General features: G+C 67.1%; 27 protein-coding genes, 1 riboswitch and 1 other annotated feature. Of the genes, 16 read left to right on the top strand and 11 right to left on the bottom strand.

The window, feature by feature from the left end:
* Nucleotides 1-16: 16 nt before the first annotated feature.
* On the bottom strand, nucleotides 17-649 hold the full coding sequence (locus EV141_RS00705) for a vitamin K epoxide reductase family protein (RefSeq protein WP_241968919.1): 633 nt from the start codon (nucleotides 647-649) through the stop codon (nucleotides 17-19).
* Nucleotides 650-805: 156 nt separating this feature from the next.
* Between EV141_RS00705 and EV141_RS00710 the strand changes: the two genes are divergently transcribed.
* From EV141_RS00710 to resB, 6 genes are all read left to right on the top strand, one after another.
* The gene (locus EV141_RS00710) at nucleotides 806-1,186 is read left to right on the top strand and encodes a hypothetical protein (protein ID WP_130484067.1); all 381 of its coding nucleotides are present in this window, start codon (nucleotides 806-808) and stop codon (nucleotides 1,184-1,186) included.
* A gap of 132 nt (nucleotides 1,187-1,318) precedes the next feature.
* On the top strand, nucleotides 1,319-1,984 hold the full coding sequence (locus tag EV141_RS00715; RefSeq protein ID WP_130484068.1) for a DsbA family protein: 666 nt from the start codon (nucleotides 1,319-1,321) through the stop codon (nucleotides 1,982-1,984).
* Nucleotides 1,981-3,057: a flavin-containing monooxygenase gene (locus tag EV141_RS00720; RefSeq protein WP_130484069.1), complete on the top strand. Its 1,077-nt coding sequence runs from the start codon at nucleotides 1,981-1,983 to the stop codon at nucleotides 3,055-3,057. The genes EV141_RS00715 and EV141_RS00720 overlap by 4 nt, the downstream gene beginning before the upstream one ends.
* Nucleotides 3,054-3,659: a TlpA family protein disulfide reductase gene (locus EV141_RS00725; protein WP_130484070.1), complete on the top strand. Its 606-nt coding sequence runs from the start codon at nucleotides 3,054-3,056 to the stop codon at nucleotides 3,657-3,659. Before EV141_RS00720 ends, EV141_RS00725 begins: the two co-directional genes overlap by 4 nt.
* Nucleotides 3,659-4,411, top strand: coding sequence for a cytochrome c biogenesis CcdA family protein (locus tag EV141_RS00730; protein WP_130484071.1), 753 nt, complete (start codon nucleotides 3,659-3,661; stop codon nucleotides 4,409-4,411). Before EV141_RS00725 ends, EV141_RS00730 begins: the two co-directional genes overlap by 1 nt.
* Nucleotides 4,412-4,413: 2 nt before the next feature.
* On the top strand, nucleotides 4,414-5,550 hold the full coding sequence (gene resB / locus EV141_RS00735) for a cytochrome c biogenesis protein ResB (RefSeq protein ID WP_130484072.1): 1,137 nt from the start codon (nucleotides 4,414-4,416) through the stop codon (nucleotides 5,548-5,550).
* On the opposite strand, the gene EV141_RS00740 is transcribed toward resB, so the two are convergent.
* A protein-coding gene (locus tag EV141_RS00740) for an IS3 family transposase (RefSeq protein ID WP_241968920.1) occupies nucleotides 5,547-6,811 on the bottom strand; the annotation gives its coding sequence in 2 pieces (ribosomal slippage) (nucleotides 5,547-6,520 and nucleotides 6,520-6,811; 1,266 coding nt in all). The genes resB and EV141_RS00740 overlap by 4 nt on opposite strands.
* Nucleotides 6,399-6,527, bottom strand: a sequence feature (AL1L pseudoknot). It overlaps the preceding gene by 129 nt.
* Between EV141_RS00740 and EV141_RS00745 the strand changes: the two genes are divergently transcribed.
* Complete coding sequence (locus EV141_RS00745) at nucleotides 6,810-7,394, top strand: hypothetical protein (RefSeq protein ID WP_130484073.1); 585 nt, start codon at nucleotides 6,810-6,812, stop codon at nucleotides 7,392-7,394. The genes EV141_RS00740 and EV141_RS00745 overlap by 2 nt on opposite strands.
* Before the next feature lie 35 nt (nucleotides 7,395-7,429).
* Here the strand turns inward: EV141_RS00745 and EV141_RS00750 are convergent, their stop codons facing one another.
* The 4 genes from EV141_RS00750 to EV141_RS00765 all read right to left on the bottom strand — a co-directional run bounded on the left by EV141_RS00750 (nucleotide 7,430) and on the right by EV141_RS00765 (nucleotide 9,800).
* A complete protein-coding gene (locus tag EV141_RS00750; protein ID WP_130484074.1) occupies nucleotides 7,430-7,834 on the bottom strand; it encodes a hypothetical protein in 405 nt (134 codons plus the stop codon).
* A gap of 59 nt (nucleotides 7,835-7,893) precedes the next feature.
* Nucleotides 7,894-8,838 (bottom strand): CorA family divalent cation transporter, encoded by a 945-nt coding sequence (locus EV141_RS00755; protein ID WP_130484075.1) that lies wholly within the window; start codon nucleotides 8,836-8,838, stop codon nucleotides 7,894-7,896.
* Nucleotides 8,839-8,883: 45 nt separating this feature from the next.
* Nucleotides 8,884-9,081, bottom strand: a complete 198-nt coding sequence (locus tag EV141_RS00760; protein WP_130484076.1) for a hypothetical protein — start codon at nucleotides 9,079-9,081, stop codon at nucleotides 8,884-8,886.
* Nucleotides 9,082-9,464: 383 nt separating this feature from the next.
* Nucleotides 9,465-9,800: a YciI family protein gene (locus EV141_RS00765; RefSeq protein WP_130484077.1), complete on the bottom strand. Its 336-nt coding sequence runs from the start codon at nucleotides 9,798-9,800 to the stop codon at nucleotides 9,465-9,467.
* Between the two features lie 53 nt (nucleotides 9,801-9,853).
* On the opposite strand from EV141_RS00765, the gene EV141_RS00770 reads away from it, so the two are divergent.
* The 4 genes from EV141_RS00770 to EV141_RS00785 all read left to right on the top strand — a co-directional run bounded on the left by EV141_RS00770 (nucleotide 9,854) and on the right by EV141_RS00785 (nucleotide 12,239).
* Nucleotides 9,854-10,012 (top strand): ribbon-helix-helix domain-containing protein, encoded by a 159-nt coding sequence (locus tag EV141_RS00770; protein ID WP_130484078.1) that lies wholly within the window; start codon nucleotides 9,854-9,856, stop codon nucleotides 10,010-10,012.
* Nucleotides 10,009-10,719, top strand: coding sequence for a VOC family protein (locus tag EV141_RS00775; protein WP_130484079.1), 711 nt, complete (start codon nucleotides 10,009-10,011; stop codon nucleotides 10,717-10,719). Before EV141_RS00770 ends, EV141_RS00775 begins: the two co-directional genes overlap by 4 nt.
* 42 nt (nucleotides 10,720-10,761) lie before the next feature.
* On the top strand, nucleotides 10,762-11,343 hold the full coding sequence (locus EV141_RS00780; protein ID WP_130484080.1) for a helix-turn-helix domain-containing protein: 582 nt from the start codon (nucleotides 10,762-10,764) through the stop codon (nucleotides 11,341-11,343).
* A 68-nt stretch (nucleotides 11,344-11,411) separates the two neighbouring features.
* The gene (locus EV141_RS00785; protein ID WP_130484817.1) at nucleotides 11,412-12,239 is read left to right on the top strand and encodes an EamA family transporter; all 828 of its coding nucleotides are present in this window, start codon (nucleotides 11,412-11,414) and stop codon (nucleotides 12,237-12,239) included.
* Here the strand turns inward: EV141_RS00785 and thiD are convergent.
* From thiD to thiM, 3 genes are all read right to left on the bottom strand, one after another.
* Complete coding sequence (gene thiD, locus EV141_RS00790) at nucleotides 12,226-13,668, bottom strand: bifunctional hydroxymethylpyrimidine kinase/phosphomethylpyrimidine kinase (protein ID WP_130484081.1); 1,443 nt, start codon at nucleotides 13,666-13,668, stop codon at nucleotides 12,226-12,228. The two genes, EV141_RS00785 and thiD, sit on opposite strands and share 14 nt — an antisense overlap.
* Complete coding sequence (thiE, locus tag EV141_RS00795) at nucleotides 13,665-14,312, bottom strand: thiamine phosphate synthase (protein WP_130484082.1); 648 nt, start codon at nucleotides 14,310-14,312, stop codon at nucleotides 13,665-13,667. Before thiE ends, thiD begins: the two co-directional genes overlap by 4 nt.
* Nucleotides 14,309-15,133 (bottom strand): hydroxyethylthiazole kinase, encoded by an 825-nt coding sequence (gene thiM / locus EV141_RS00800; protein ID WP_241968921.1) that lies wholly within the window; start codon nucleotides 15,131-15,133, stop codon nucleotides 14,309-14,311. The genes thiE and thiM overlap by 4 nt, the downstream gene beginning before the upstream one ends.
* Nucleotides 15,126-15,220, bottom strand: a riboswitch (TPP riboswitch). Its footprint overlaps the gene before it by 8 nt.
* A 46-nt stretch (nucleotides 15,221-15,266) precedes the next feature.
* Here thiM and EV141_RS00805 point away from each other — a divergent pair.
* A complete protein-coding gene (locus EV141_RS00805; protein ID WP_157985472.1) occupies nucleotides 15,267-15,542 on the top strand; it encodes a YchJ family protein in 276 nt (91 codons plus the stop codon).
* 16 nt (nucleotides 15,543-15,558) lie between these two features.
* On the opposite strand, the gene EV141_RS00810 is transcribed toward EV141_RS00805, so the two are convergent.
* Complete coding sequence (locus EV141_RS00810) at nucleotides 15,559-16,740, bottom strand: trans-sulfuration enzyme family protein (protein ID WP_130484083.1); 1,182 nt, start codon at nucleotides 16,738-16,740, stop codon at nucleotides 15,559-15,561.
* A gap of 95 nt (nucleotides 16,741-16,835) precedes the next feature.
* Between EV141_RS00810 and EV141_RS00815 the strand changes: the two genes are divergently transcribed.
* Complete coding sequence (locus EV141_RS00815) at nucleotides 16,836-17,345, top strand: Lrp/AsnC family transcriptional regulator (RefSeq protein ID WP_130484084.1); 510 nt, start codon at nucleotides 16,836-16,838, stop codon at nucleotides 17,343-17,345.
* Nucleotides 17,342-18,319 (top strand): NAD-dependent epimerase/dehydratase family protein, encoded by a 978-nt coding sequence (locus EV141_RS00820; RefSeq protein WP_130484085.1) that lies wholly within the window; start codon nucleotides 17,342-17,344, stop codon nucleotides 18,317-18,319. The genes EV141_RS00815 and EV141_RS00820 overlap by 4 nt, the downstream gene beginning before the upstream one ends.
* 27 nt (nucleotides 18,320-18,346) lie before the next feature.
* Here EV141_RS00820 and trpD read toward each other — a convergent pair whose 3' ends face one another.
* Nucleotides 18,347-19,402: an anthranilate phosphoribosyltransferase gene (trpD, locus tag EV141_RS00825; protein WP_130484086.1), complete on the bottom strand. Its 1,056-nt coding sequence runs from the start codon at nucleotides 19,400-19,402 to the stop codon at nucleotides 18,347-18,349.
* A 78-nt stretch (nucleotides 19,403-19,480) separates the two neighbouring features.
* On the opposite strand from trpD, the gene ctaE reads away from it, so the two are divergent.
* Together ctaE and qcrC are read left to right on the top strand one after the other, a co-directional pair.
* A complete protein-coding gene (gene ctaE / locus EV141_RS00830; RefSeq protein WP_130484087.1) occupies nucleotides 19,481-20,110 on the top strand; it encodes an aa3-type cytochrome oxidase subunit III in 630 nt (209 codons plus the stop codon).
* A 55-nt stretch (nucleotides 20,111-20,165) separates the two neighbouring features.
* A complete protein-coding gene (gene qcrC, locus EV141_RS00835) occupies nucleotides 20,166-20,969 on the top strand; it encodes a cytochrome bc1 complex diheme cytochrome c subunit (protein ID WP_130484088.1) in 804 nt (267 codons plus the stop codon).

Raw genomic sequence — 20,969 nt, forward strand, 5'->3', positions numbered from 1 at the left:
CGGCTAGTGGCCACCCCTACAGCCCGAAGATGGAAGGGAACTGCACGAGGATCGTGAGCACGATCACCGCGTAGTTGGCCAGCACCGCCACCCATGCGAATGGGCTCAGCTGCTGCCCGAGCCGGCGGGTGCGGTCCCCGAAGAGGGTGCCGTGCTTGAGGCCCCAGGCCAGGAGGTACCACCACATCGGAATAGTGGCGGCCCAGACGAGCATGCAGTACGGGCAGAGCACGCCGATGACGTAGACGCTCTGCGTGTAAAGCCAGGTCACGAGGAGCCATGCGGCGAACACGCCGAGAGTGAACAGCCGCCAGTACCAGGAGCCGAACCGCGCACCCGCGAGCAGGCCGGCGGCGACGGCGATCGGTGCGACGAAGCCAGCGACTCCGAGGATCGGGTTGGGGAAGCCGAGCAGCGAAGCCTGCCACCGGTCGAACAAAGCACCGCAGGACACGAACGGACTGATGTCGCAGCTCAGCGCCACGCCGGGGTTCTGCAGGCTGCGAACACGCTCGATGAGCAGGACCACGGACCCGAACAAGCCGATCGCGCCGGTCACGAGCAGGACTGCCGCGAGAGATCGCAGCTGCCGGCGATCGGCGGCATCCTGGGGCGTCGGCTCCATGTTTCTCCTTCGGTCGGCGGTCATCCAGGTTCCTACCTCGACCCTACGGAGTCGCACTGGATGTCGCCCGCGCAGGGCTGGGCCTCGGCCGGGTCGCGGGCAAGTAATATTGGCGAGATGAGCGTGCCTGTTGCCCTTCGCCTCGAGGCCCCGCCGGGGCCTGCGGCGATGATGCGGCTCGTGACCATCATCCTGGCGCTCATGATGGTCCTTCTCGGGGTGCTGGCCGCGCATCACGCCCAGACTGCCCAGGGCGAGGCCGGCCACGCGATCGTGGCTGAGTTCGAGACGGCCCACCAGCCGCTCGCTGCCGGCGGCGCCGCGCCGGACATTGCCGGGGAACACCTCGCTGTGGGGCTGGCCGCGGGCTGCATCGTGCTGATCGCCTGCTGCGCGCTGGGCCTGGCCCTCCTCGCCTCTCGCGCTTGGCGGGCTGACCTGTTCAGGCGACTGAGCACCGTCGCGCAACAACTTCGCACCGTCATCCTCGGAGCGGCCTCGACGACGCTCACTACTATCTCTCGGCCCAGCCTGGTCGCTCTCTCCATCAGTCGCACGTAGACACGAACCGGTACTGAAGCCCGCGGCGCTGCTGTGCGCCCATTTGCTCGTGCCGTCGTCCTCTGCGCGCCACGACCGCCTGCCGGCGCGCTCGACCTGATGTGTCCCCATGAGTCTTGGAGAGAGCCCGAAATGAACACCAACGTCAAAGTCGCCATCGGATTCTCCGGCGCGATAGTCCTCATCGTGATCGCGTTCATCGTCGTCGCGATCCTGCAAGCCCAACCGCCCAGCCCCGAAGCCGAGGGCGGTCCTGAGCCCGGACTGGCGTCCGCCATCCGCGACGACAGCCACATCCTGGACGACGCCGGCGAGGGCGCGGTCACCGTGGTGGAGTTCCTCGACTTCGAGTGCGAGGCTTGCGGTGCTTTCTACCCGGTGGTGGAGGATCTGCGCGAGGAGTTCTCCGGTCAGATCACGTTCGCGATCCGCTACTTCCCTCTGCCCGGCCACTTCAACTCGAAGAATGCCGCGATCGCCGTCGAGGCCGCCGCACAGCAGGGCCAGCTCGAGGCGATGTACACGCGGATGTTCGAGACGCAAGCGGAATGGGGCGAAGCACAGGAATCGCGGGCGCCGCTGTTCCGTCAGTTCGCCGAAGAGCTCGGTCTGGACCTGGCCGAGTACGACGCCGCGGTGGCCGACCCGGCGACCCTCGAGCGAGTCGAGTCGGATTTCGATGACGGCGTTGCGCTCGGCGTCGCCTCCACCCCAACCTTCTTCGTCAACGATCGGATGGTGCAGTTGACCGCTTTCGGGGACCTTCGAGAGGCGATCGAAGCGGAACTCGACCGTTGACGTCGCCGCTGGAGGACCTCCGGCTGAAGCGGGTGATCGTGGTGGGCGCCGGTCAGGCCGGCTTGGCGATGGGGCACGCCTTGGCCCGCACCGGGCTGAAGCCACAGGTCGACTTCATAATCCTCGACGCCGGTGCCGCAAGCGACCGTGCATGGATTCGACGATGGCACTCGCTCCGGCTGTTCACCCCCGCCAGGCACTCATCCCTGCCCGGCATCCCTTTCCCCGGTTCCCGATCTCGATACCCGAGAACCGACGAAGTAGCCGTCTACCTGGACGACTACGCCAACCAGCTCGGCCTGCTCCCGATGAGGGGCTCCCGCGTGCACGGCGTTCGGGTCGACCCACACGGGCACGGGCTGACCCTGATCACGAACGTCGGCGACGTCGAGACCCGCAACGTCGTGGCAGCGACCGGCCCGTTCGCGGAGCCGCGGTTCCCCGAGTTCGCCGGCCGGGTTCGAGTGCCCGGAAAGAACCTGCACAGCGACAGCTACACGCATCCCAAGCAACTCCCCGACGGATCGGTGCTGATCGTCGGGGCCGGCAACACCGGCCGCCAGCTCGCTCGCGAGCTCGCGAGCTCCCACCAGGTAACCCTCGCCGCCGGCACCCCTCAACGCGAGCTGCCACAGCGACTCCTCGGAATCGACATCTTCACCTGGATGACCGCGACCGGGGTCCTGCGGATTCCGGCCCGCTCCCCCATCGGTCGACTCCTGTCCCGCCAGGAGGTCGTGATCGGCGAGAGCCTCGAGGAGTTGCGCACCCTCGGCGTGCGCATCGTGCCGCGACTCGTCGACGCGGCCGAGTCGACTTTCCATTTCGAGGACGGCACGAGCCTCGACGCCCAGTCCGTGATCTGGGCGACCGGGTACCTGCCGGGATTCGACTGGCTCCCCGATCAAGCCCGAAACCCTAGCGGCGACATCGTACAGACCCGAGGATCAACCCCGGTCCCGGGCCTGTACGTCCTCGGCCTCCCCTGGATGCACACGCGCGGCTCAGCCCTACTCAGCGGAGTGGGCCGCGATGCGGCCCGAATCGCCCAACTGATCGGCAGGCGACCGTGACCCGCACCGGTCTGACCGTCCGCGTGGCGGCCGTCGTCATCGCTACAGCCATGCTGGTGCTGGTGACCGGCTGCTCCCCGCCCGGCGATGACCTCGAACCGGGAGGCAGCTACGTGTCGGGCGACGGCACCGTGAGCGAGTTCACGATAGAAGACCGCGGTGAGCCGATCGTGTTCACCGGGCCGACCGACACCGAGGAGACAGTCACCGCGGAGCAGTATCGGGGCCAGGTGCTCGTGGTGAACTTCTGGTACGCCGCCTGCCCGCCCTGTCGGGTGGAAGCGCCGTGGCTCGAGGAGCTGTGGCAGCAATTCGGCGCTGACGGCGTGCAGTTCCTCGGGGTGAACGTCCGCGATGGCAAGGCCACCGCCCAGACGTTCGCGACATCCTTCGGGATCACCTATCCGTCGTTGATCGACACCGACGGATCGGTCACACTCGCGTTCACCGGCCTGGCCTCGCCCACCGCCGTGCCCACGACGGTGGTGTTCGACCGACAGGGACGACCTGCGTCCCGCATCGTCGGGCTGATCGACAAGGGTGTCCTCGAGACGCTGATCGAGGCGGCCCTTGCCGAACCGTCGGACGATGGTGGCGGCTGATGGGGGGTATCGGCGAGTTCTTCGCCCAGACCGTGTTCTCCGGCGCATTGCTGGTGGCCATCCCGTTGGCGATGGTCGCAGGGATCGTGTCGTTCCTGTCCCCGTGCGTGCTGCCGCTCGTCCCGGGCTTCCTCGGCTACGTCTCCGGTCTCGCGGACCCGGAGACGCGCCAGGGCCGACGCCGGGTTGTGATCGGGACGGTGCTGTTCATTATCGGCTTCTCCGCCGTGTTCATCGCCTATGGCACCGCGTTCGGCGCGCTCGGCTCCTGGCTGGTCCGGTGGCAGGATCTCCTTGTCCGCATCCTGGGCGTGCTGGTGATCGTGATGGGGCTGGTCATGGTCGGCGCGTTCGCCGCCCTGCAGCGCACGATCAAACCGTCCTGGACGCCTGCGACGGGCCTCGCCGGCGCGCCGCTGCTGGGTGTGGTGTTCGGTCTGGGCTGGACGCCGTGCATCGGCCCCACCCTCAGCGCCGTCGTCGCTCTCAGCCTCACCGGCGGCACCCCGTGGCGCGGTGCCGTCCTCGGCCTGGCCTACTGCCTGGGAATCGGCATCCCGTTCCTGCTCGCCGCCCTCGGCGTGAGCTGGGCCACTCGCGCGCTGGCCGTGCTGCGGCGGCACATCCGCCTGGTCAACCTTCTCGGCGGCGGCATCCTGATCGTGCTCGGCGTGCTCATGGTCACCGGCATCTGGGGTGCCCTGATCCGTGAAGTCCAGGGCCTCATCGGCTCCTTCACGACGGTGATCTGAGTATGACACCCGCGCCGAAGCAGACCCCCGCCGTCGACGAGTTCGGGGCACGGCCGGACGACTATGTGGACCACGGACGACGCGGCGACCCGACGTTGCCGCGCCTCAGCGGTGTCGGGTGGGCCCGGTGGGCATGGCGTCAGCTCACCAGCATGCGCACCGCCCTGCTCTTGCTGCTTCTTCTGGCGATCGCGGCCGTTCCCGGCTCGCTGTTCCCGCAGCGCAGCTCGGACCCCAACGGAGTTGTCCAATACTTCGACAACAATCCCGAATGGGCACCGACTGTCGATGCGCTCGGGCTGTTCAGTGTCTACAGCTCGCCCTGGTTCTCGGCCATCTACCTGCTCCTGTTCGTCTCCCTGATCGGCTGCGTAATCCCCCGCACCCGCCATCACGCGACCGCGATGCTGCAAGCGCCGCCGCGCACCCCCGGCCGCTTGAGCCGTCTCCCTGCGCACCACACCGTCACCTTTGACGACGAACGGCGATCCCCTGCGGAACTGGCCCACGACGCCCGAACCCTGCTCCGCCGCGTCGGCTACCGCGTGACCACTTACCCCGACGGCGGCGATCGGGTGTCGGTGGCCGCCGAGCGCGGCTACTTGCGCGAGACCGGCAACCTTCTCTTCCATATCGCGCTCGTGGGCGTGCTGATCGCCGTCGGGGTCGGCGGCGCGTTCCGCTATCAGGGTCAGCGCGTGGTCGTCGAGGGTGAGGGCTTCGTCAACGCCCGCGCCGTCTACGACACCTTCACCAGCGGGGCCTGGTTCTCCGACGAGAACCTCCCTCCGTTCTCGGTTACCCTCCGCGACTTCACCGTCAAGTACGTCGAGGACGACCCGCGCAACCTCGGCTTCATCACCGACTACATCGCCACCGTCGACGTCCTCGAACCGAACGCGGACGCCGCGACGTCGGCGGTCGTGCGGGTGAACGAGCCGTTGTCGATAGCCGGCACGGAGCTCTACCTCCTCGGCAACGGCTACGCTCCCCAGATCACCGTCCGCGACCCCGACGGCACCATCGTCCTCGACGAGGTGATCCCGTTCCTGCCGCAGGACGGCAACCTCACCAGCCTCGGCATCATGAAAGTCCCCGACGGGCTCACCGAGCAGATCGGTGAATCGCCCCGGGTTTAGTGGAGGGCGAGTTCTCCCAACGCCGGCTGACGCTGGGGGTTGATCTCACGGTAGTACTCGTTCTCCTTCTCGATCGGTGTGAGGTATCCGATCGATGAGTGCAGCCGGTTCTCGTTGAACCAGTGCACCCAGGAGAGCGTGGCGAGCTCGAGCTCGTCGGCGGTGCGGAACGGGCCGTCGATCTTTACGCACTCGGTCTTATAGAAGCCCACGACCGTCTCCGCCAGAGCATTGTCATACGAATCGCCGACGGTCCCGATCGACGCGATCGCGCCGACGTCCGCGAGCCGCTCCGCGTAGCGAATCGCGGTGTATTGAGCTCCGGCATCGGAATGTTGAATGACCCCTGTGACGTCTTCACCGGCGCGATCTCGGACCCACAGAGCCATCTCCAGCGCGTCCAGCGGCAACTCTGTGGGCATTCTGTCCATCGTCCGCCACCCCACGATCCGGCGCGAGTAGACATCGGTGACGAATGCGGTGAATGCCATCCCCGACCACGTCGGAACGTAGGTGAAGTCGACAACCCAGAGCTCGTTCGGCCGGTCCGCGCGGAAGCAGCGTTGCACGTGATCCGGCGGCCGCGTCGACGATGAGTCGGGCCGGGTAGTCACGAACTGCTTGCCGCGGCGGATCCCACGCAGCCCCTGCTGCCGCATGAGTCGCTCGACCGTGCAACGGGCCACGACGATGCCTTCCCGGCGCAGCAGGCGCCAGATCTTCCGGACGCCGCTGATGCCTCGACCGAGCTTCTGATCCCAGAACACCCGCTCGATCTGCACGACCAGCTCCGCGTCGGCAACCGCCCTCGCGGATGCGGGGCGGGTCTTGAACGCGTAGTAGCCGGACGGGGCGATCGGCACGGCGTGCTCGGTGAGCACCCGGCAGATCGGCTCGACCCCGAACCGGTCACGATGATCGTCGATGAACTGAACTACCACGGCAGTCGCGGGTCGAGCTCCCGCGCGAAGAACGAGGAAGCCGCCAAGAGGATCTCGTTCGCGCGCTTCAGTTCCCGGTTCTCCGCCTCGAGCTGTTTGATCCGAGCGGCATCGTTCGTGGTCGTCCCGGGGCGTTCGCCCGCGTCGATCGCGGCCTGCTTGCACCAGCCGCGCAACGTGTCGGCGTTGACCCCGACACGTTGCCCGATCCGGACCACCGCCGCGTTCAGCGACAACTCCGGATCTTCCCTTCTGGCCTCGGCAACAAGCCGCATCGCACGCTCACGAAGCTCCGGCGGATACTTCCTCGGTGCTGGCATGGGTCTCATCCTCTCGGGGAATCAGACCCTCCACGAGACCCGGGGCGATTCAACCCAGGAGCAGCGACTCGAGATGATACGAAACTGCCTGGACATGGAGCAGGTGACAATCTCCACCCGAATCGCTGGGCTGATCTTCTTGCTCTGGGCCCAGCCCCTGAACCGGATCGTGATGTTGCGCCAGAGTGACATTCTCCGCCGCGTCGACGGCTTATACCTTCAGCTCGGGCAGACTCCCACTCTCGTGCCGGACGAACTCGCGCAAACCTTCGGAAGCTACTTCGCCCACCCCTCGAATCAGCAGACCGGAAACACCGGAACCGACTGGATCTTCCCCGGCTTCCGGGCTGGACATCACCTGCATGAGGGCACGCTGAGCCAACGTCTCAAACTGCTCGGGATCGACCCGCAGCGTGCGCGGAACGCCACCCTGCAGAACCTCACCCAGCAAATCGATGCCCGCTCGCTCATCGACCTTCTCGGTTACACCGGCAAGATCATCACCTTGCATGCCGCCCGCGCCGGCGCGCCGATGTCGGACTACCTAGACCTTCGTCGCGCATCCTCCTCGACGTCGGTATAGCGGCCCACCCGGAGAAGCCCGATCTCTCGAGGCGTTCAGAACTGGATGTATCGGTTCCAAAGTCCTTGAGCCTCGACGGGGTCACTGTCGAACCGTTCAGGCTCTACGGGGAAATGCTCGTTCCGGAATCGCTCAAGGTCGTGTTCGGCGACTTGGAGTGACTCGTCGAGGCCCAGGTCAGCGTTCGACCGACGGATCGCCTGGGCTCGACGCTCCCTGACCGCCGGCCAAAGGTCACGCGCCGTCACTTCATTGATAATCTTCCACGCGACCAGCATCGAGTGGAACTCCATCGATCGACAAAGCACGTCCGCAAGAGTGATCAGATCCCGATCCGACACCTTCTCGAACACAGGCGGCTCGCCCGGAGGCGGATGGCCTTTGAACCGTTCGTTCGTCGCCGAGGCACGCGCCTGCTTGTCGTCGCCTTCCGGGTTCATCCGCTTACCCAATCCCGTTGCGCGTGGTTTGACAAGGCTAGCGAACCGCCGTCAACGCCTCAGCGGAGCCAGCCTTTGCGTTTGATGTACCAGAGGGGGATAACGGCCGCGACGAGGGTGAGCAGGGTTGTGAGCAGGAATCCGTGCTCGAAGGCAAGTTCAGGCATGTGGGTGAAGTTCATGCCGTAGAAGGTCGCGATCAGGGTCGGTGGCAGGAACACAGCGGTGATGATGGTGAAGACCTTGACGATCTGGTTCTGCTTGATGTCCAGAGAGGTCATGATCGCCTGCTGCAGGTAGCGAACCTTGTCGTGCTCGAAGCTGGCATGCTCCTTGACGCCGTTGATGTCCGCGGCGAGGGTCTCGATCAGAAGGACCAGGGGTGCGTCGGATGTTTCACTGAGTAGGTGTCGGGCGGCTCGGGCAAGCTCGAGCTGGGCTTCCTGGATTCGCGAGACGATCTCTTCGGCCTCGTTCATCCGCGCCATGGTCTCTCGCATGTCGGACACTCCGATATCGCGGCCCCGGACGTCGTACCCGTTGGTGGCTTGAGTGATCTCGTCGGTCATGTCTTCAAGCGCCGCGCTGGCAAAGTCGACCACTCGTTCGGCGGATTCGTTGACGGCATAGAGCAACGCATACATCACCCCTTGCGGGCTCTGCGCCAGCATCGGAGTGCGACGCATCCGCGCGATGCCCTTGTCGAAGATCTCGAACGGGATCTTGGGCTGCAACGTCACCAGGTGATCGTGGGAGAGCGCGAAGGTCAGCTCCTGGCGTTGGATCACCTCGCCGTCTTTGGAATCGACAACGATCGGCAAGTAGACGTAAGTGTCGGTTTCCCACACCCGGTTGCCAGCGACTGCGAAGTCGACGCCCCGATTGAAGCTGAGGTCCGCGAGGGCATCTTCGTCGTCGGCGTCGACCTGGGTCCACACGGTGCGCAGCGCCTCGGGGTCGAAGAAGGAACCGGGCGGTGCCGGGTTGAGGATGTTGTCGTTCATGATGTGTCCTTAGCGGTTTGTGGGTTCTGGATGCCGGTGGCTGAGTCAGGGGTTGAACGGAGAGTTCGACGAAGTCCCGTCGGTTCCGGCCGGCGGCTCGGGCACGACGTAATGCACGACGAGCAGGGACACGGCGATGAACAAGTACAGGCTGACCGTGAAGAAGATCGCCTGACGTTCCAGATTCGGCCGCTTCGTCCGACCGTTTTGGTGTGTCTGCGACTTCCGGGCAAGAAGGGTCATTACAGAAGTCCTCTCTAAAGCCTGCGCATGGCAGGCGCTGATGTGCGGCAGCCCAATATGCAGGGAACTGCATGGGCGGAGCCGGGAGTGTGTGACAGCGCGCGAACCCGCACGGCAACACCTGCGACGCAACGATTCAGAGGAAACGCAGAACGCCACGAGCGGTGAGCGCGGTGCTCGATCTATGACTACTACTGTCACTGGGCATGTTGACGCTCACCTCACTTTCGTGGCTTAGGGCTGCAAAGCCTCGCCAAGCTTAGACCCGCCACTTGACCTGCGCCAGCCAACCCTTCGGTGTGAAAACGGATAACGGGTTTCACCAGTAAAACGCGACGGACGCGGAGAGCCGTGCTGTCGCCCCTCCCCGCGCGGCGCGGCGCTTAGGGCGCGAGGCCGAGCAACGGTCGCAGTTCGATGCACCGGTTGCAGGCCCGGGATGCGGCGATGGCCACGTGCTGGGCTGCGTCTGCGTGGGGCGCGTCGATGATCCAGAATCCGGAGACGAACTCAGCCGCCTCTGACACGGGCCCCTGGGTCGTCACCGCGTCGGCGCCGCGGGCATCGATCATCACGCTCTGATCTGGCGAAGCAATGCCGCCGGCGATCACCCAGTGCCCTCTCGCCTTTAGTTCGTCGTTGAACGCGTCGATCGCCTCGCCCTCGCTCGCTGTCGCCGATCCGCTCACACTGTCGATCACGCCGAGCAGGAAGTACATGCCGGCGAGCATACGACCTTGACGAGATCGCGCGCCGATTCTATATTGCTAGCATGCAAGCAAATGACGAACGCTCCGCCAAAGCGCAGTTCAACGTCTACCTGCCCGCCGACCTCGTCCGCGCCATCAAGCACCGCGCTATCGATGAGGGGCTGTCGCTCTCGGCCCTCGTCGAGAAGGTCATGACCCAGTACTTGGAGGAAGAGCGATGATCACGATCCGATCGCTTGTCTATACATCCCGAGCCGCCGAGTGGCACGCGCTCCTGCGCGACCTCGGCTTCACTCAGCACGAGTCGGACGGCGCCGACTGGACGGTCTTTGCCTCGTCCGGCCTGATCGCCGTGCACGCCGTGCCAGCGGGAGACCCGCTCGACGGCCAGGTCGAGCTGCAGACGCTCGTCGACGATCTGGATGAAACGATCGCGGGGATCGAATCGCTCGGCATCACCGTCGACCGCGAGATTCTCGACGACGGCGCCACTCCCCTGGCCCGCGTGCACGCCGACAACGGCGTTCGCGTGAGTGTTCTGCCCGGCGCGGTCAAGACCGGCGGCAGCGTCGTCGTTCAGCCCATTTGGTATCGGCGCTCCGCGCCTGAGGGCCGAGCACTTCTGACGGCGCTCGGCCTACAGCCCCGCCTGGCGTCCGACGCCGGCACCTGGCTCGACTTCTCCGCCGATGCGGGTGGGCGGGCTGCGCTCCACGAGGGCGACTCCCCCGGCATCGAGCTGAGCCTCGAGGTCGCGCAGCCCGACCGCCTCGCCGCACAGCTGCGCGACCGGGGTCGCTCGGCGACGGTCGTTGACGAGGCCTACAACCGCACGGTGCTGGTGCCGTCTCCCGACGGCGGCGAACTCTGGGTCAACGGGCCGATCGACGATCTGTACGGCTACCACCGCCTCGACGTCGCCGAGTGACCGTACGCAGATGATGCACGCGCAGTGCATTATGATGCACTTATGTCTGTGCCAGTCCCTGAGCCCGATGCCCTGTCGGCGGCGATCGGTGCGCGCGTTCGCGATGCGCGCATCCGTCGATCGCTGACGCTCGATCAGCTCGCCGAATCGGCGAGCCTGTCGAGACGGATGCTCGTCAACGTCGAGCAGGGATCCGCCAACCCCAGCGTCGCCACACTGCTGCGGCTCGCGCAGGCGCTCGGTCTGGGCTTGCCCGAACTCGTCGAGCCGCCGCGCACCGGCGACGTCACGGTGACCTTGAGCGGGACCGCACCGGTGTTGTGGCGGGGCGAGGCAGGAGGCACCGCTGCACTGGTTGCCAGCGCAAAAACTCCGGACGTGCTGGAACTCTGGACGTGGACGATGCGCCCCGGCGAGTCGCGCGAGAGCGACGCCCACCCCGCCGGCGCACGCGAACTCGTGCATGTCGTGTCGGGCGCGCTCGCGCTCGTTGTCGACGGCGACACACAGGTGCTGGGCGTCGGAGACGCGGCGAGCTTCCCGGGAGACCGACCCCACGCCTACCGTGCCGCGGGTGATGAGCCCGTCACGTTCACTTTGACCGTATTCGAGCCGGCGCCGTGAGCGTGCTTGAGCGCGGAGCGGCGCGGGCGACCGCCGCCACTCCCCCGTGGAGCCTCGCCGTCGCCGCGATGCTCATGATCCAACTGGGTTCGGCGCTGTCGGCCGGCCTGCTGATCCCTGACCTCGGCGCGGCCGGCACCGCGTGGCTGCGACTCACGCTCGGCGCGATCATCCTTGTCGCGATCGCACGCCCGCCTCTCCGCGAGATCCGCCGCAGCGATGTGCTCCCCCTGCTCGGCCTCGGGGTGGCGACCGGGCTCATGACGGTCTTCTTCCTCGCCGCGCTCGCGCGCATTCCCCTCGGGGTCGCCGTCGCCATCGAGTTCCTCGGCCCGCTCGCGGTGGCGGCCTTCCGTCGGCCCAGCGCCCGGGCGCTCGCCTGGCCGGCGCTCGCGCTCGTCGGGGTGGTGCTCATGACCGAGCCGTGGCGAGGCACGATCGACCCGCTCGGAGTCCTGTTCGCGGCCCTGGCTGGCACCGGCTGGGCCCTGTACATCCTCTTGACGCAGAAGGTGGGCGACCGCTTCACCGGTATCCGAGCCCTGTCGATCACCATCCCCATCGCCGCGATCACCGCGGCGGTCATCGGAGTTCCGCAGGCGATCGGCGCTCTCACGATTCAGCACGTACTGATCGGCGTGGGGCTCGCGCTGCTCGTGCCGGTGTTGCCCTTCGCCCTGGAAATGGTCGCGCTGCGGCGCATGACCATGACCGCGTTCGGTACCCTCATGGCCGTTGAGCCAGCCATCGGGCTGGTGATCGGCATGCTCGTGCTCGCGCAGGCACCCGGCCCCCTGCAGGTGGCCGGCATCACACTCGTCGTGACCGCCGGCGCGCTCGCCCAACGCGGCGGGCTGCGTGACACCCCGGTGGTAGACCCAGCTAAGCCGGCATGAGGGGTGTCTCGGCGAAGAATCGCCACTCGAAGTGCATCGAGGTCCGATACGCGGCGCTCATCAGCAGGCGTTCAGCGCGGTCAACACTGTCTGCCGCGACGCTCGCGAGCCGTTCAGCCTGAGCGGCCGTCCGCACAAACGCTGCCTCACCGTACAGGTCGAGCCAGCTCGCGTACGGGTGGTTGTCCCGCGAGACCGCACGCCAGCGCACGCCCAGGTCGCTGTAGAGCGTGTAACACGGCAAGACCGCGCTGACAGCACGAGCGTACGAACCCGATTCGACCGCTCTGCGGAGGTGTGACAGGTACTCCACCGTGACTGCGGCGGGTGTTTCGTCTGCATCGCCGAGCACCTGGGCGTGAAGCCGGTTGATCTCGGCCTGTGCTGCCTCGCAGCTCGCCAGCCAAAATGCGCGCGTCGTCGGATCGGGTGCGCTCTCGGCGATCGCGGCGAGCACCTCGGCATACCCCTCGAGGTAGTGGACGTCTTGCGCGAGGTAGCGCCGAAAAGCGTCGCCGTCGAGGCTTCCCGTGCCGAGGCCTGAGACAAACGGAAGCTCAGTGATACGCGTGACCAGTGACGCGCAGTCGACCCACGCCCCGCGCGCCCACTCCCCTGTGCTGCGCATGCGGTGCGCATGGTCAATCGGGCCGTGGCCGGAGCCGACCTGCAAGAGCGATGACGCGGTAAGCGCATCGGCCATCCACGCCTTGACCTCGGCCAGTGCATCTGGCCAGCTCAGGCCCGACGCGCGCAGCGTCGCGATCGCCGACGACAACGAGCATCCCGTGCCGTGGGTATTGCGCGTGGTGACGCGCTGACCGGGCACATCGATCACCGCGTGCGGGGTCACGATCGCGTCGGGAGCGGCCGCCCCGACCAGGTGCCCGCCCTTGACGAGAATCGTGGTGTCGAGCAGCTCGGCCAACCGTCGGCCCTGTTCACGCGCTGTTGACCACGTCGTCGCGACCGGCTCCCGCACCATCACCGCGAGCTCATCGAGGTTCGGCGTCACGAGGTGAGCGCGCTGTGCGAGGTGCACGAGGGCATCTTCGGCGCTCGCGTCGAGCAGTCGGTCTCCGCTCGTCGCCACCATAACCGGGTCCAGAACGACCACCGGCGGTGCGACGCGCGCCAGCCACGCTTCAACAGCCATGATGATGTCAACCGAGTGCAGCATCCCAATTTTCACGGCGTCGATCGTGATGTCGGCGTCGAGCGCGGTGAGCTGCGCCGTCAAGAAGTCGGCCGGCGGCGCGTGCACAGCTGTCACCCCGTGCGTGTTCTGCGCGGTCAGGGTGGTGATCGCCGCCATGCCGTATCCCTGAAATGCTGCGATCGACTTCAGGTCGGCTTGAATGCCGGCTCCCCCACTCGGGTCTGACCCCGCGATCGCGAGCACGCGCGGTGGCCGGTTTGCTGTGCTCATGCGACGGCCCCCGCGGTGAACGACCGTGCCGCGGCCTCGGGATCGTGTGCCGCGCAAATGGCCGAGACGACAGCGATTCCCGCGGCTCCCGCGTCACGAAGAGCGCGGACATCGTTCGCGGTCACGCCCCCAATCGCGATACAGGGAAGGGGAGTACTGCGCGCACGCACCGCGAAACCCTTAATGCCCAGGGGTGTGGGGTGGTCAGGCTTGGTCGTTGTCGGACGGATGACACCCACGCCGAGGTAGTCCACGGTGCCGGCCGGGAGCGCTGCGACCGCTTCCAGGTGTGAGGGGGTGTTGGCGGTGAGGCCCACCAGCGATTCGGGCCCCAGCAGGCGCCGCGCCGTATCAACGGGGAGGTCACTCTGACCGAGGTGCACGCCGTCAACGCGAGCGCCGCGGTCGCGTGCGGCGAGCACGACGTCGACACGGTCATTGACCACGAATGCGGCGCGGCGGTCGATAACCGAAGCGAGCAGCATCGTGCGTTGCATCAACTCGCGTGCCGTCGCTGTTTTCGCCCGCAACTGAACAACGGTCACGCCGCCGCGGATGGCCGCATTAACGACGCTCGCGAGGGTGTGGTCAGTCAGCGCCTCGTCGGTCACCAGGTGCAGAGACAGATCGCGGCGCGCCGTCACGGTGTGGCCCCCCAACCGCCGTCACTGCTCAGGCGCCCCTGGCGTACGAGAGCGGCGCCATCGACCACGGCGAGCGCGTCCAGAAACGCAACGGCGAACGTTCCGGGACCGGCGCTTGACGACGCAGCGACTTCCGACGCGGCGGCGTGAATCGCAGAGCCAGCCACGGCCGCCGAATACGCGTCGGTCACCCCGAGAAACGCCGCCATGGTCGCGCCGAGCGAGCAGCCGCCACCCGTCACCCGGGTGAGCAGCGCGCTTCCGCCGGCGACCCGAGTCTCGCGCTGTCCGTCCGTAATGAGATCGATCTCGCCGGACACCGCGACCACCGCGCCGCACGAACGAGCCAGCTCGCGCGCCGCAGCACGGGCGGCGTCGGGCCCGTCGATGGAGTCGACCCCCCGACCCCCTGAGCCGTCGCCCGCGAGCGCACGAATCTCGGAGGGGTTTCCGCGGATGATCGCCGGGTGCGCCAGCACAAGCTCGTGGGCAAGGGCCGTGCGCACGGGGAGAGCGCCCACCGCAACGGGGTCGAGAACCCAGGGGGTTCCACTCTGCACCGCTTCACGGGCCGCATCGCGTTGCTCACGTGTCGGAGTGCCGAGGTTGACGAGCACGCCGTCGGCGACAGACGCGAACACCTGCGCCTCGCCGGGAATGTCACACATCGCGGGTGACGCCCCCAGCGCCAAGAGCGCATTCGCCGTGAAGTTGGTGACGACCGCGTTCGTGATGCACTGCACCAGCGGTTGTCGTTGGCGCAGAGCAGCGAGCGCTGCGTCCGGAGAGAGGGCGGGCAGAGACGGCAGGCGAGCGCTCACGATGAGACATCCCTTCGCTAGAACGACCTAGATCAGGTTCGACGGGTGTGATCTCAGCCCTGTATTCGGGCACCCCGTGTCAACGGCTGCGACGCTAGCACGGCACGCTGGAACACTCCTTCCGCGTACGTTGATGAGGTCACGCTTCAGCGCGTTTGCGGTCGGCGACGCGGCCTATCTATTGGCCACGTGGCACCCGAGCACGCGGCCGTCGACTCTCAAACTCGACGATGAGCTGCGCTGGTACCGCCTCGATATTCACGCCACAAGTGAGGGCGGCCCATTGGATGCGCGGGGCTCGGTTCTATTTTCGGCCCACTACCGCTCCCCCGACGGCCCCGGTCAGCTCGATGAGCACAGCACTCTTGAGCGCGTGGATGGCGCGTGGCTGTACGTCGACGGTCGCTGACTGAGCGGCGGTTGGGTCAGCGGAGGCCATCCTCCAGATCGCTCCAGAGGTCGTCGATACCTTCCAGCCCGATGGACAAGCGCACGATTCCGGCACCGGGCCGAGCCTCGGGCGCGACCGGTCGATGCGTGAGCGACGCGGGGTGCTGGATCAGCGAGTCGACCCCGCCGAGCGAGACGGCGTGGGTGAACCAGCGCCTGTTGCTCGTCACCCGCTGGGCGGCGGCGTACCCGCCGGCGAGCTCAATGCTGAGCATCGCGCCCGGACCGCGGAGCTGACGGCCCAGCAAACCCTGCGGGTCGCCACTCTCGACCGAGGGGTAATAGACCCGCGTGACGGCCGGGTGCTCGACGAGGCGCGCCGCGAGCTGCGCCGCCGTCGCCTGTTGCGCGCGGATGCGCAGAGGGAGTGTCGGCAACCCCCGGTGCAGCAGATAGGCCGCTAGGGGGTGCAAGATGCCGCCGGTGATTGCCCGGACCGGGCGAATCGCCGTCGCCCACTCGGCGCTGACGGCGAGGGCGCCACCGACGACGTCGCCGTGGCCGCCCAAGTACTTCGTCGCGCTATGTAACACGATGGCTGCGCCGTGTGCCGCCGGGTTCTGCAGCACGGGGGTTGCGAAGGTGTTGTCGACCAGCACGGGGCGCTCCCCCGCCGCAGACACGACGGCTGCGATGTCGACCAGCTCGAGCGTGGGGTTCGCGGGGGTTTCCATCACAACGAGACAGGTGTCGGGGCGAACGCAGTCGGCGACGCTGTCTGGCGCGCAAAAGGTCGTCTCAACGCCGAGCATCCCGGACGCGAGCAGGTGATCCGTCCCGCCGTAGAGCGGCCGAACCGCGACGACGTGACGGCCGACTCCGCGGTTCGCCGCGGCCGTCACCGCGGCCGAGAAGGCTGCCATCCCGGAGGCGAAGGCGACCGCCTCGTCCGTCCCCTCCAGTTCGGCCAGCGCACGTTCGAGGCGCGCCACCGTCGGATTCCAGAGGCGTGCGTACACGGCGCCGCCCTCGGTCGGGTGCCCACCCGTCGCCATCGACTCGTACGATTCGCCGCCCGCATCGATGTCGGGAAGAGGGTTCGTCGACGATAGATCCAGGGGCGGAGCGTGTACGCCCAGCTCGGTCAGATCCTGACGTCCGGCGTGTACGGCGCGAGTATCGAGCGAGGCGGGGGCGACAACGGTGTCGGGCAGCATGGTGCGAGTGTGGCGCAGTGTGCGGCCGTGTTCAATAATCACCGCAGCAATCGCATGACGTGGACAATTCACCGCGGAATCTGCACACTGGGCCCATGGTTGTCCCTTCCCTGCCGCACGATCCGCGCGACGCCCTCGACGGCATCGACCGACGTCTTCTCCTCGCGCTCGAACGCAACGCGCGCCTCACCAATGCTGCGCTCGCGAAGGCGGCGGGCATCGCGGAATCCACCTGCACGCAGCGCCTGCGCTCTCTCCGCGACCGCGGCGTAATTCGCGGCTTCCGCGCCGAGGTCGACCCCGCGGCGGCGGGGCGGCCGATGCAAGCCGTGATCAAGGTTCGTCTGGGCAGCCACGACCGAGACGGCGTGCTGGCGTTTCACGAACGCCTGACGCGCATCCCCGGCGTGATACGCATCTTCCACGTCGCCGGGGCCGACGACTACCTGCTGCACGTCGCCGTCGCGACCGCGGAGGCGCTGCGCGATCTTGTCCTCGAGCACATCACCCAGCATCCGGGCGTGGTGCACACCGAAACGCAGCTTGTTTTCGAGGTGTTGGATGGGCCTGGCGCGCTGGCAGAACCGGCCGGGGTGCGGTCATGACCGCCGTTCTCGTTCTGGGGGGCACCGGCTGGTTGGGCAGTCGGCTCGTGGATGCGTTGCTCACGACGGGCGCGGATGTCATCTGCCTCGCGCGCGGCTCATCCACTCTGCCCGGTGATGCGCGACTAATCCCTCGAGACCGTGACGCCGACGACGCCTACGATGCGGTGCTCCGCGACTGGGACGCGATCGTCGACCTGACGTCGAACCGCCATCACGGGGTGCGCGCGCTTGAGGCCCTCGCTGGCCACGCGGGTCATTGGCTCACCGTGTCGACGGTGTCGGTGTACGCGAGCAACGACACTGCGGGTGACGACGAGACGGCGGCGCTCGTCGACGGTGGGCCGGTGGGCGACTACGCGGCAGACAAGGCGGCGATCGAGGCAGCGGCGGTCGAGCGGGTGCACGACCGCCTCACCGTGGTTCGGCCGGGGCTGATTGTCGGCCCCGGTGACCCCAGCGATCGCGGTGGTTACTGGCCCGGCCGCTTCGCGCTCGCGGGCTCAGGCCCGGTGCTCGCCCCCGCTGCGGCTGATGGTCGTGTCCAGGTGATTGACGTGCGCGATCTGGCCGAGTGGATTGCGCGCACCGCCGTATCGGCGCCTGTTGGCGCCCTCAACGCCGTCGGTTCGAGCGTAGCGTTGGGGACCGTTCTCGACGAGGCCGCGCGCATCGCTGGATTCACGGGCCAGCGCGTCGACGCCCCTTCGGAGTGGTTGGTCGAGCAGCAGGTGCAGTACTGGGCGGGGCCGCGCTCGCTCCCTCTGTGGCTGCCCGACGGGATGCCCGGCTTCGCGAACCGCTCCCGCGACCGCTATGTCGCAACGGGCGGAACCGAACGCTCGCTCCTCGCGATACTCCACGATGTGCTGGAGGACGAGCGTCGGCGAGGGTTCGACCGAGCCCGGCGTTCCGGACTCACCCGCGCCGAAGAACGGGAGTTGCTCGACACGTACCTGGCATCGGCCACGTAGCCGTTGCTCGTGCCCGACGGCTCGGGCTCAGCGCTGCGTTGCCGCGGCCCACTCGTCGAGCTTGCGGGAAGCCGCGCCCGAGTCAATGGCCGCGCGCGCGGCATCCAACTGCTCGATCAGACGCTCAGTGATGGGTCGCGAGATGCCGGTGGGGTCGTTCGCCAGCGCGAAAGACACCAGTCCCGCTGCGGCGTTGAGCAGCACGATGTCGCGCACGGCCCCGGCCTCGCCGTCCAGCACGCGCCGCGCGATGGCCGCGTTGTGTGCGGGTTCGCCGCCCAGCACCGCCTCGACGGGGTGGGTTGACAGGCCCAATTCGCGCGGGTCGATGTCGTGCTCAGTCACCGAACCCCGCGATACCTCCCACATGTGGGAGTGGCCGCTGACGCTCAGCTTGTCGATGCCGTCGTCGCCGCGGTAGACGAGTGCCGTGGCCCCACGAGTGCGGAAAACGCCCACCATGAGAGGCACCCGGTCGAGGTACGCGACGCCCACGGCGGACGCCTCGGGCCGAGCGGGGTTCACGAGCGGACCCAGAATGTTGAAGACGGTCGACACGCCGATCTCACGACGTGCGGGCCCCGCGTGGCGGAACCCGGGGTGAAAGACCTGCGCGTTCAGATACGTCACGCCAACCTCACGCAGCACGTCAGCGACGTCGTGCGGGTCGAGAGCGAGATTGATGCCGAGCTCCTGCAGCACGTCCGACGCGCCCGACTTCGAACTCGCCCCGCGGTTGCCGTGCTTCGCCACGGGCACACCGGCCGCGGCCACCACGATTGAGGCAATCGATGACACGTTGACGACCGCGCCGTACGGGTCTCCGCCGGTTCCCACAATGTCGAGCGCCATCGGATCAATCGCCACCGGATGCGCGTGGCTGAGCGCCGCATCCCGAAAACCGACGATCTCGTCGATCGTTTCGCCCTTGACCCGCAGCGCGACCAAGAACGCCGCCAGCTGCGCGTCGGAGACCTCGCCCGCCATCACCTGCTCCATGGCCCAGGTTGCCTCGGCGATCGTTAGATCGTTGCCCTCGATCAACCGCGTCAGCAGGTCAGGCCAAGACAGAGTCACAGACATGTGACGATGCTAGTGAAAACCTGCAAAGACGCGCGGCGAGCGCAATGAAGACCCAGGAACATCGGTCATAATGAACAGGTGACCAGTACCCCACTTGCCGCATCCATCAATGCCCCCACGATCAACCGGCCCAATGTCGTGGCCGTCGGCACGATCGTGTGGCTGGGCAGCGAGGTGATGTTCTTTGCCGGACTGTTTGCCATCTACTTCACGCTGCGCTCCACCTCACCTGAGCTCTGGGCCGCGGGCACCGAGAAGTTCGATGTGACGTTCGCCGCGGTGAACACCTCGATCCTCGTCGCATCGTCGGTGGCGTGCCAGTTCGGCGTGTTCGCGGCTGAGCGCCTGCAGCCGCGCCGCAAGAGCTGGAAGATCACCGAGTGGGGAATGATCGAGTGGTTCTTCGTGACCTACGCGATGGGTGCAATCTTCGTCGTCGGTCAGATCTACGAGTACGCGATCCTGACGAGCGAGTTCGTCTGGCTGAACTCCGATGCGTTCGGCTCGGCCTTCTACCTGACGACCGGCTTCCACGGTCTGCACGTCATCGGCGGTTTGATCGCCTTCCTCCTTGTTATCGGCCGTGCGTACGCGGTCAAGAACTTCACTCACCGCGACGCCACCAGCGCGATCGTCGTGTCGTACTACTGGCACTTCGTTGATGTCGTCTGGATCGGCCTCTTCCTCGTCATTTACATCCTCCAGTAGCCCAATCAGCTCGTAACCGCGACAGCAGACTCCGAGAATCGAGACACACAGCACCATGGCTATTACCTCACCCGCCTCCCCCCGACGCTTCGGTCGGCGTAGCCCCCTGGCAACCGCCGCGTTGCTGATTGTCGGGTTGCTCGCGACGGGCGGCGCCTACGCGCTGGCAACGTCCACCGCCACCGCGGAAACGACGACGACGCACAGCGCCGAGATGATCGAGGAGGGCGGCAAGCTCTTCGCCGCGAACTGCGCGAGCTGCCACGGCGTTCTGGCCGACGGCACCGCGGCGGGCCCGTCACTGATCGGCGTCGGCGCTTTGGCGGTCGACTTCCAGGTCGGCACCGGGCGTATGCCGATGGCCGCTTCCGGCCCGCAGGCCGAGGTGAAGCCGGTGCAGTTCGACCAGGAGCAGATCGACCAGATGGGCGCGTGGGTGGCCTCGCTCGCTCCCGGGCCGGCACTGCCCGCCGAGCGGTACATCGCCGGTGACGGCGACGTGGCCAACGGCGCCGAGCTGTTCCGCATCAACTGCGCCATGTGCCACAACGTGGCCGGTGCCGGTGGCGCGCTGACCGAGGGCAAGTACGCGCCGGGCCTGGCGAACATCGACCCGGTTCACGTGTACGGCGCGATGGTGACCGGCCCGCAGAACATGCCGGTGTTCAGCGACATGAACCTCACTCCCGAAGAGAAGAACGACATCATTTCCTACCTCCGCTACGTCGACGAGAACCCGTCGGTCGGTGGCTTCGACCTCGGCTCGCTGGGCCCGGTCTCGGAGGGTCTCTTCATCTGGATCTTCGGTCTTGGCGCCCTGGTCGCTGTGACCGTGTGGCTGACCGCGAAGTCGAACTAA

This window comes from Microcella putealis, assembly GCF_004216575.1.
GTDB classification, from domain to species: Bacteria; Actinomycetota; Actinomycetes; order Actinomycetales; family Microbacteriaceae; genus Microcella; species Microcella putealis.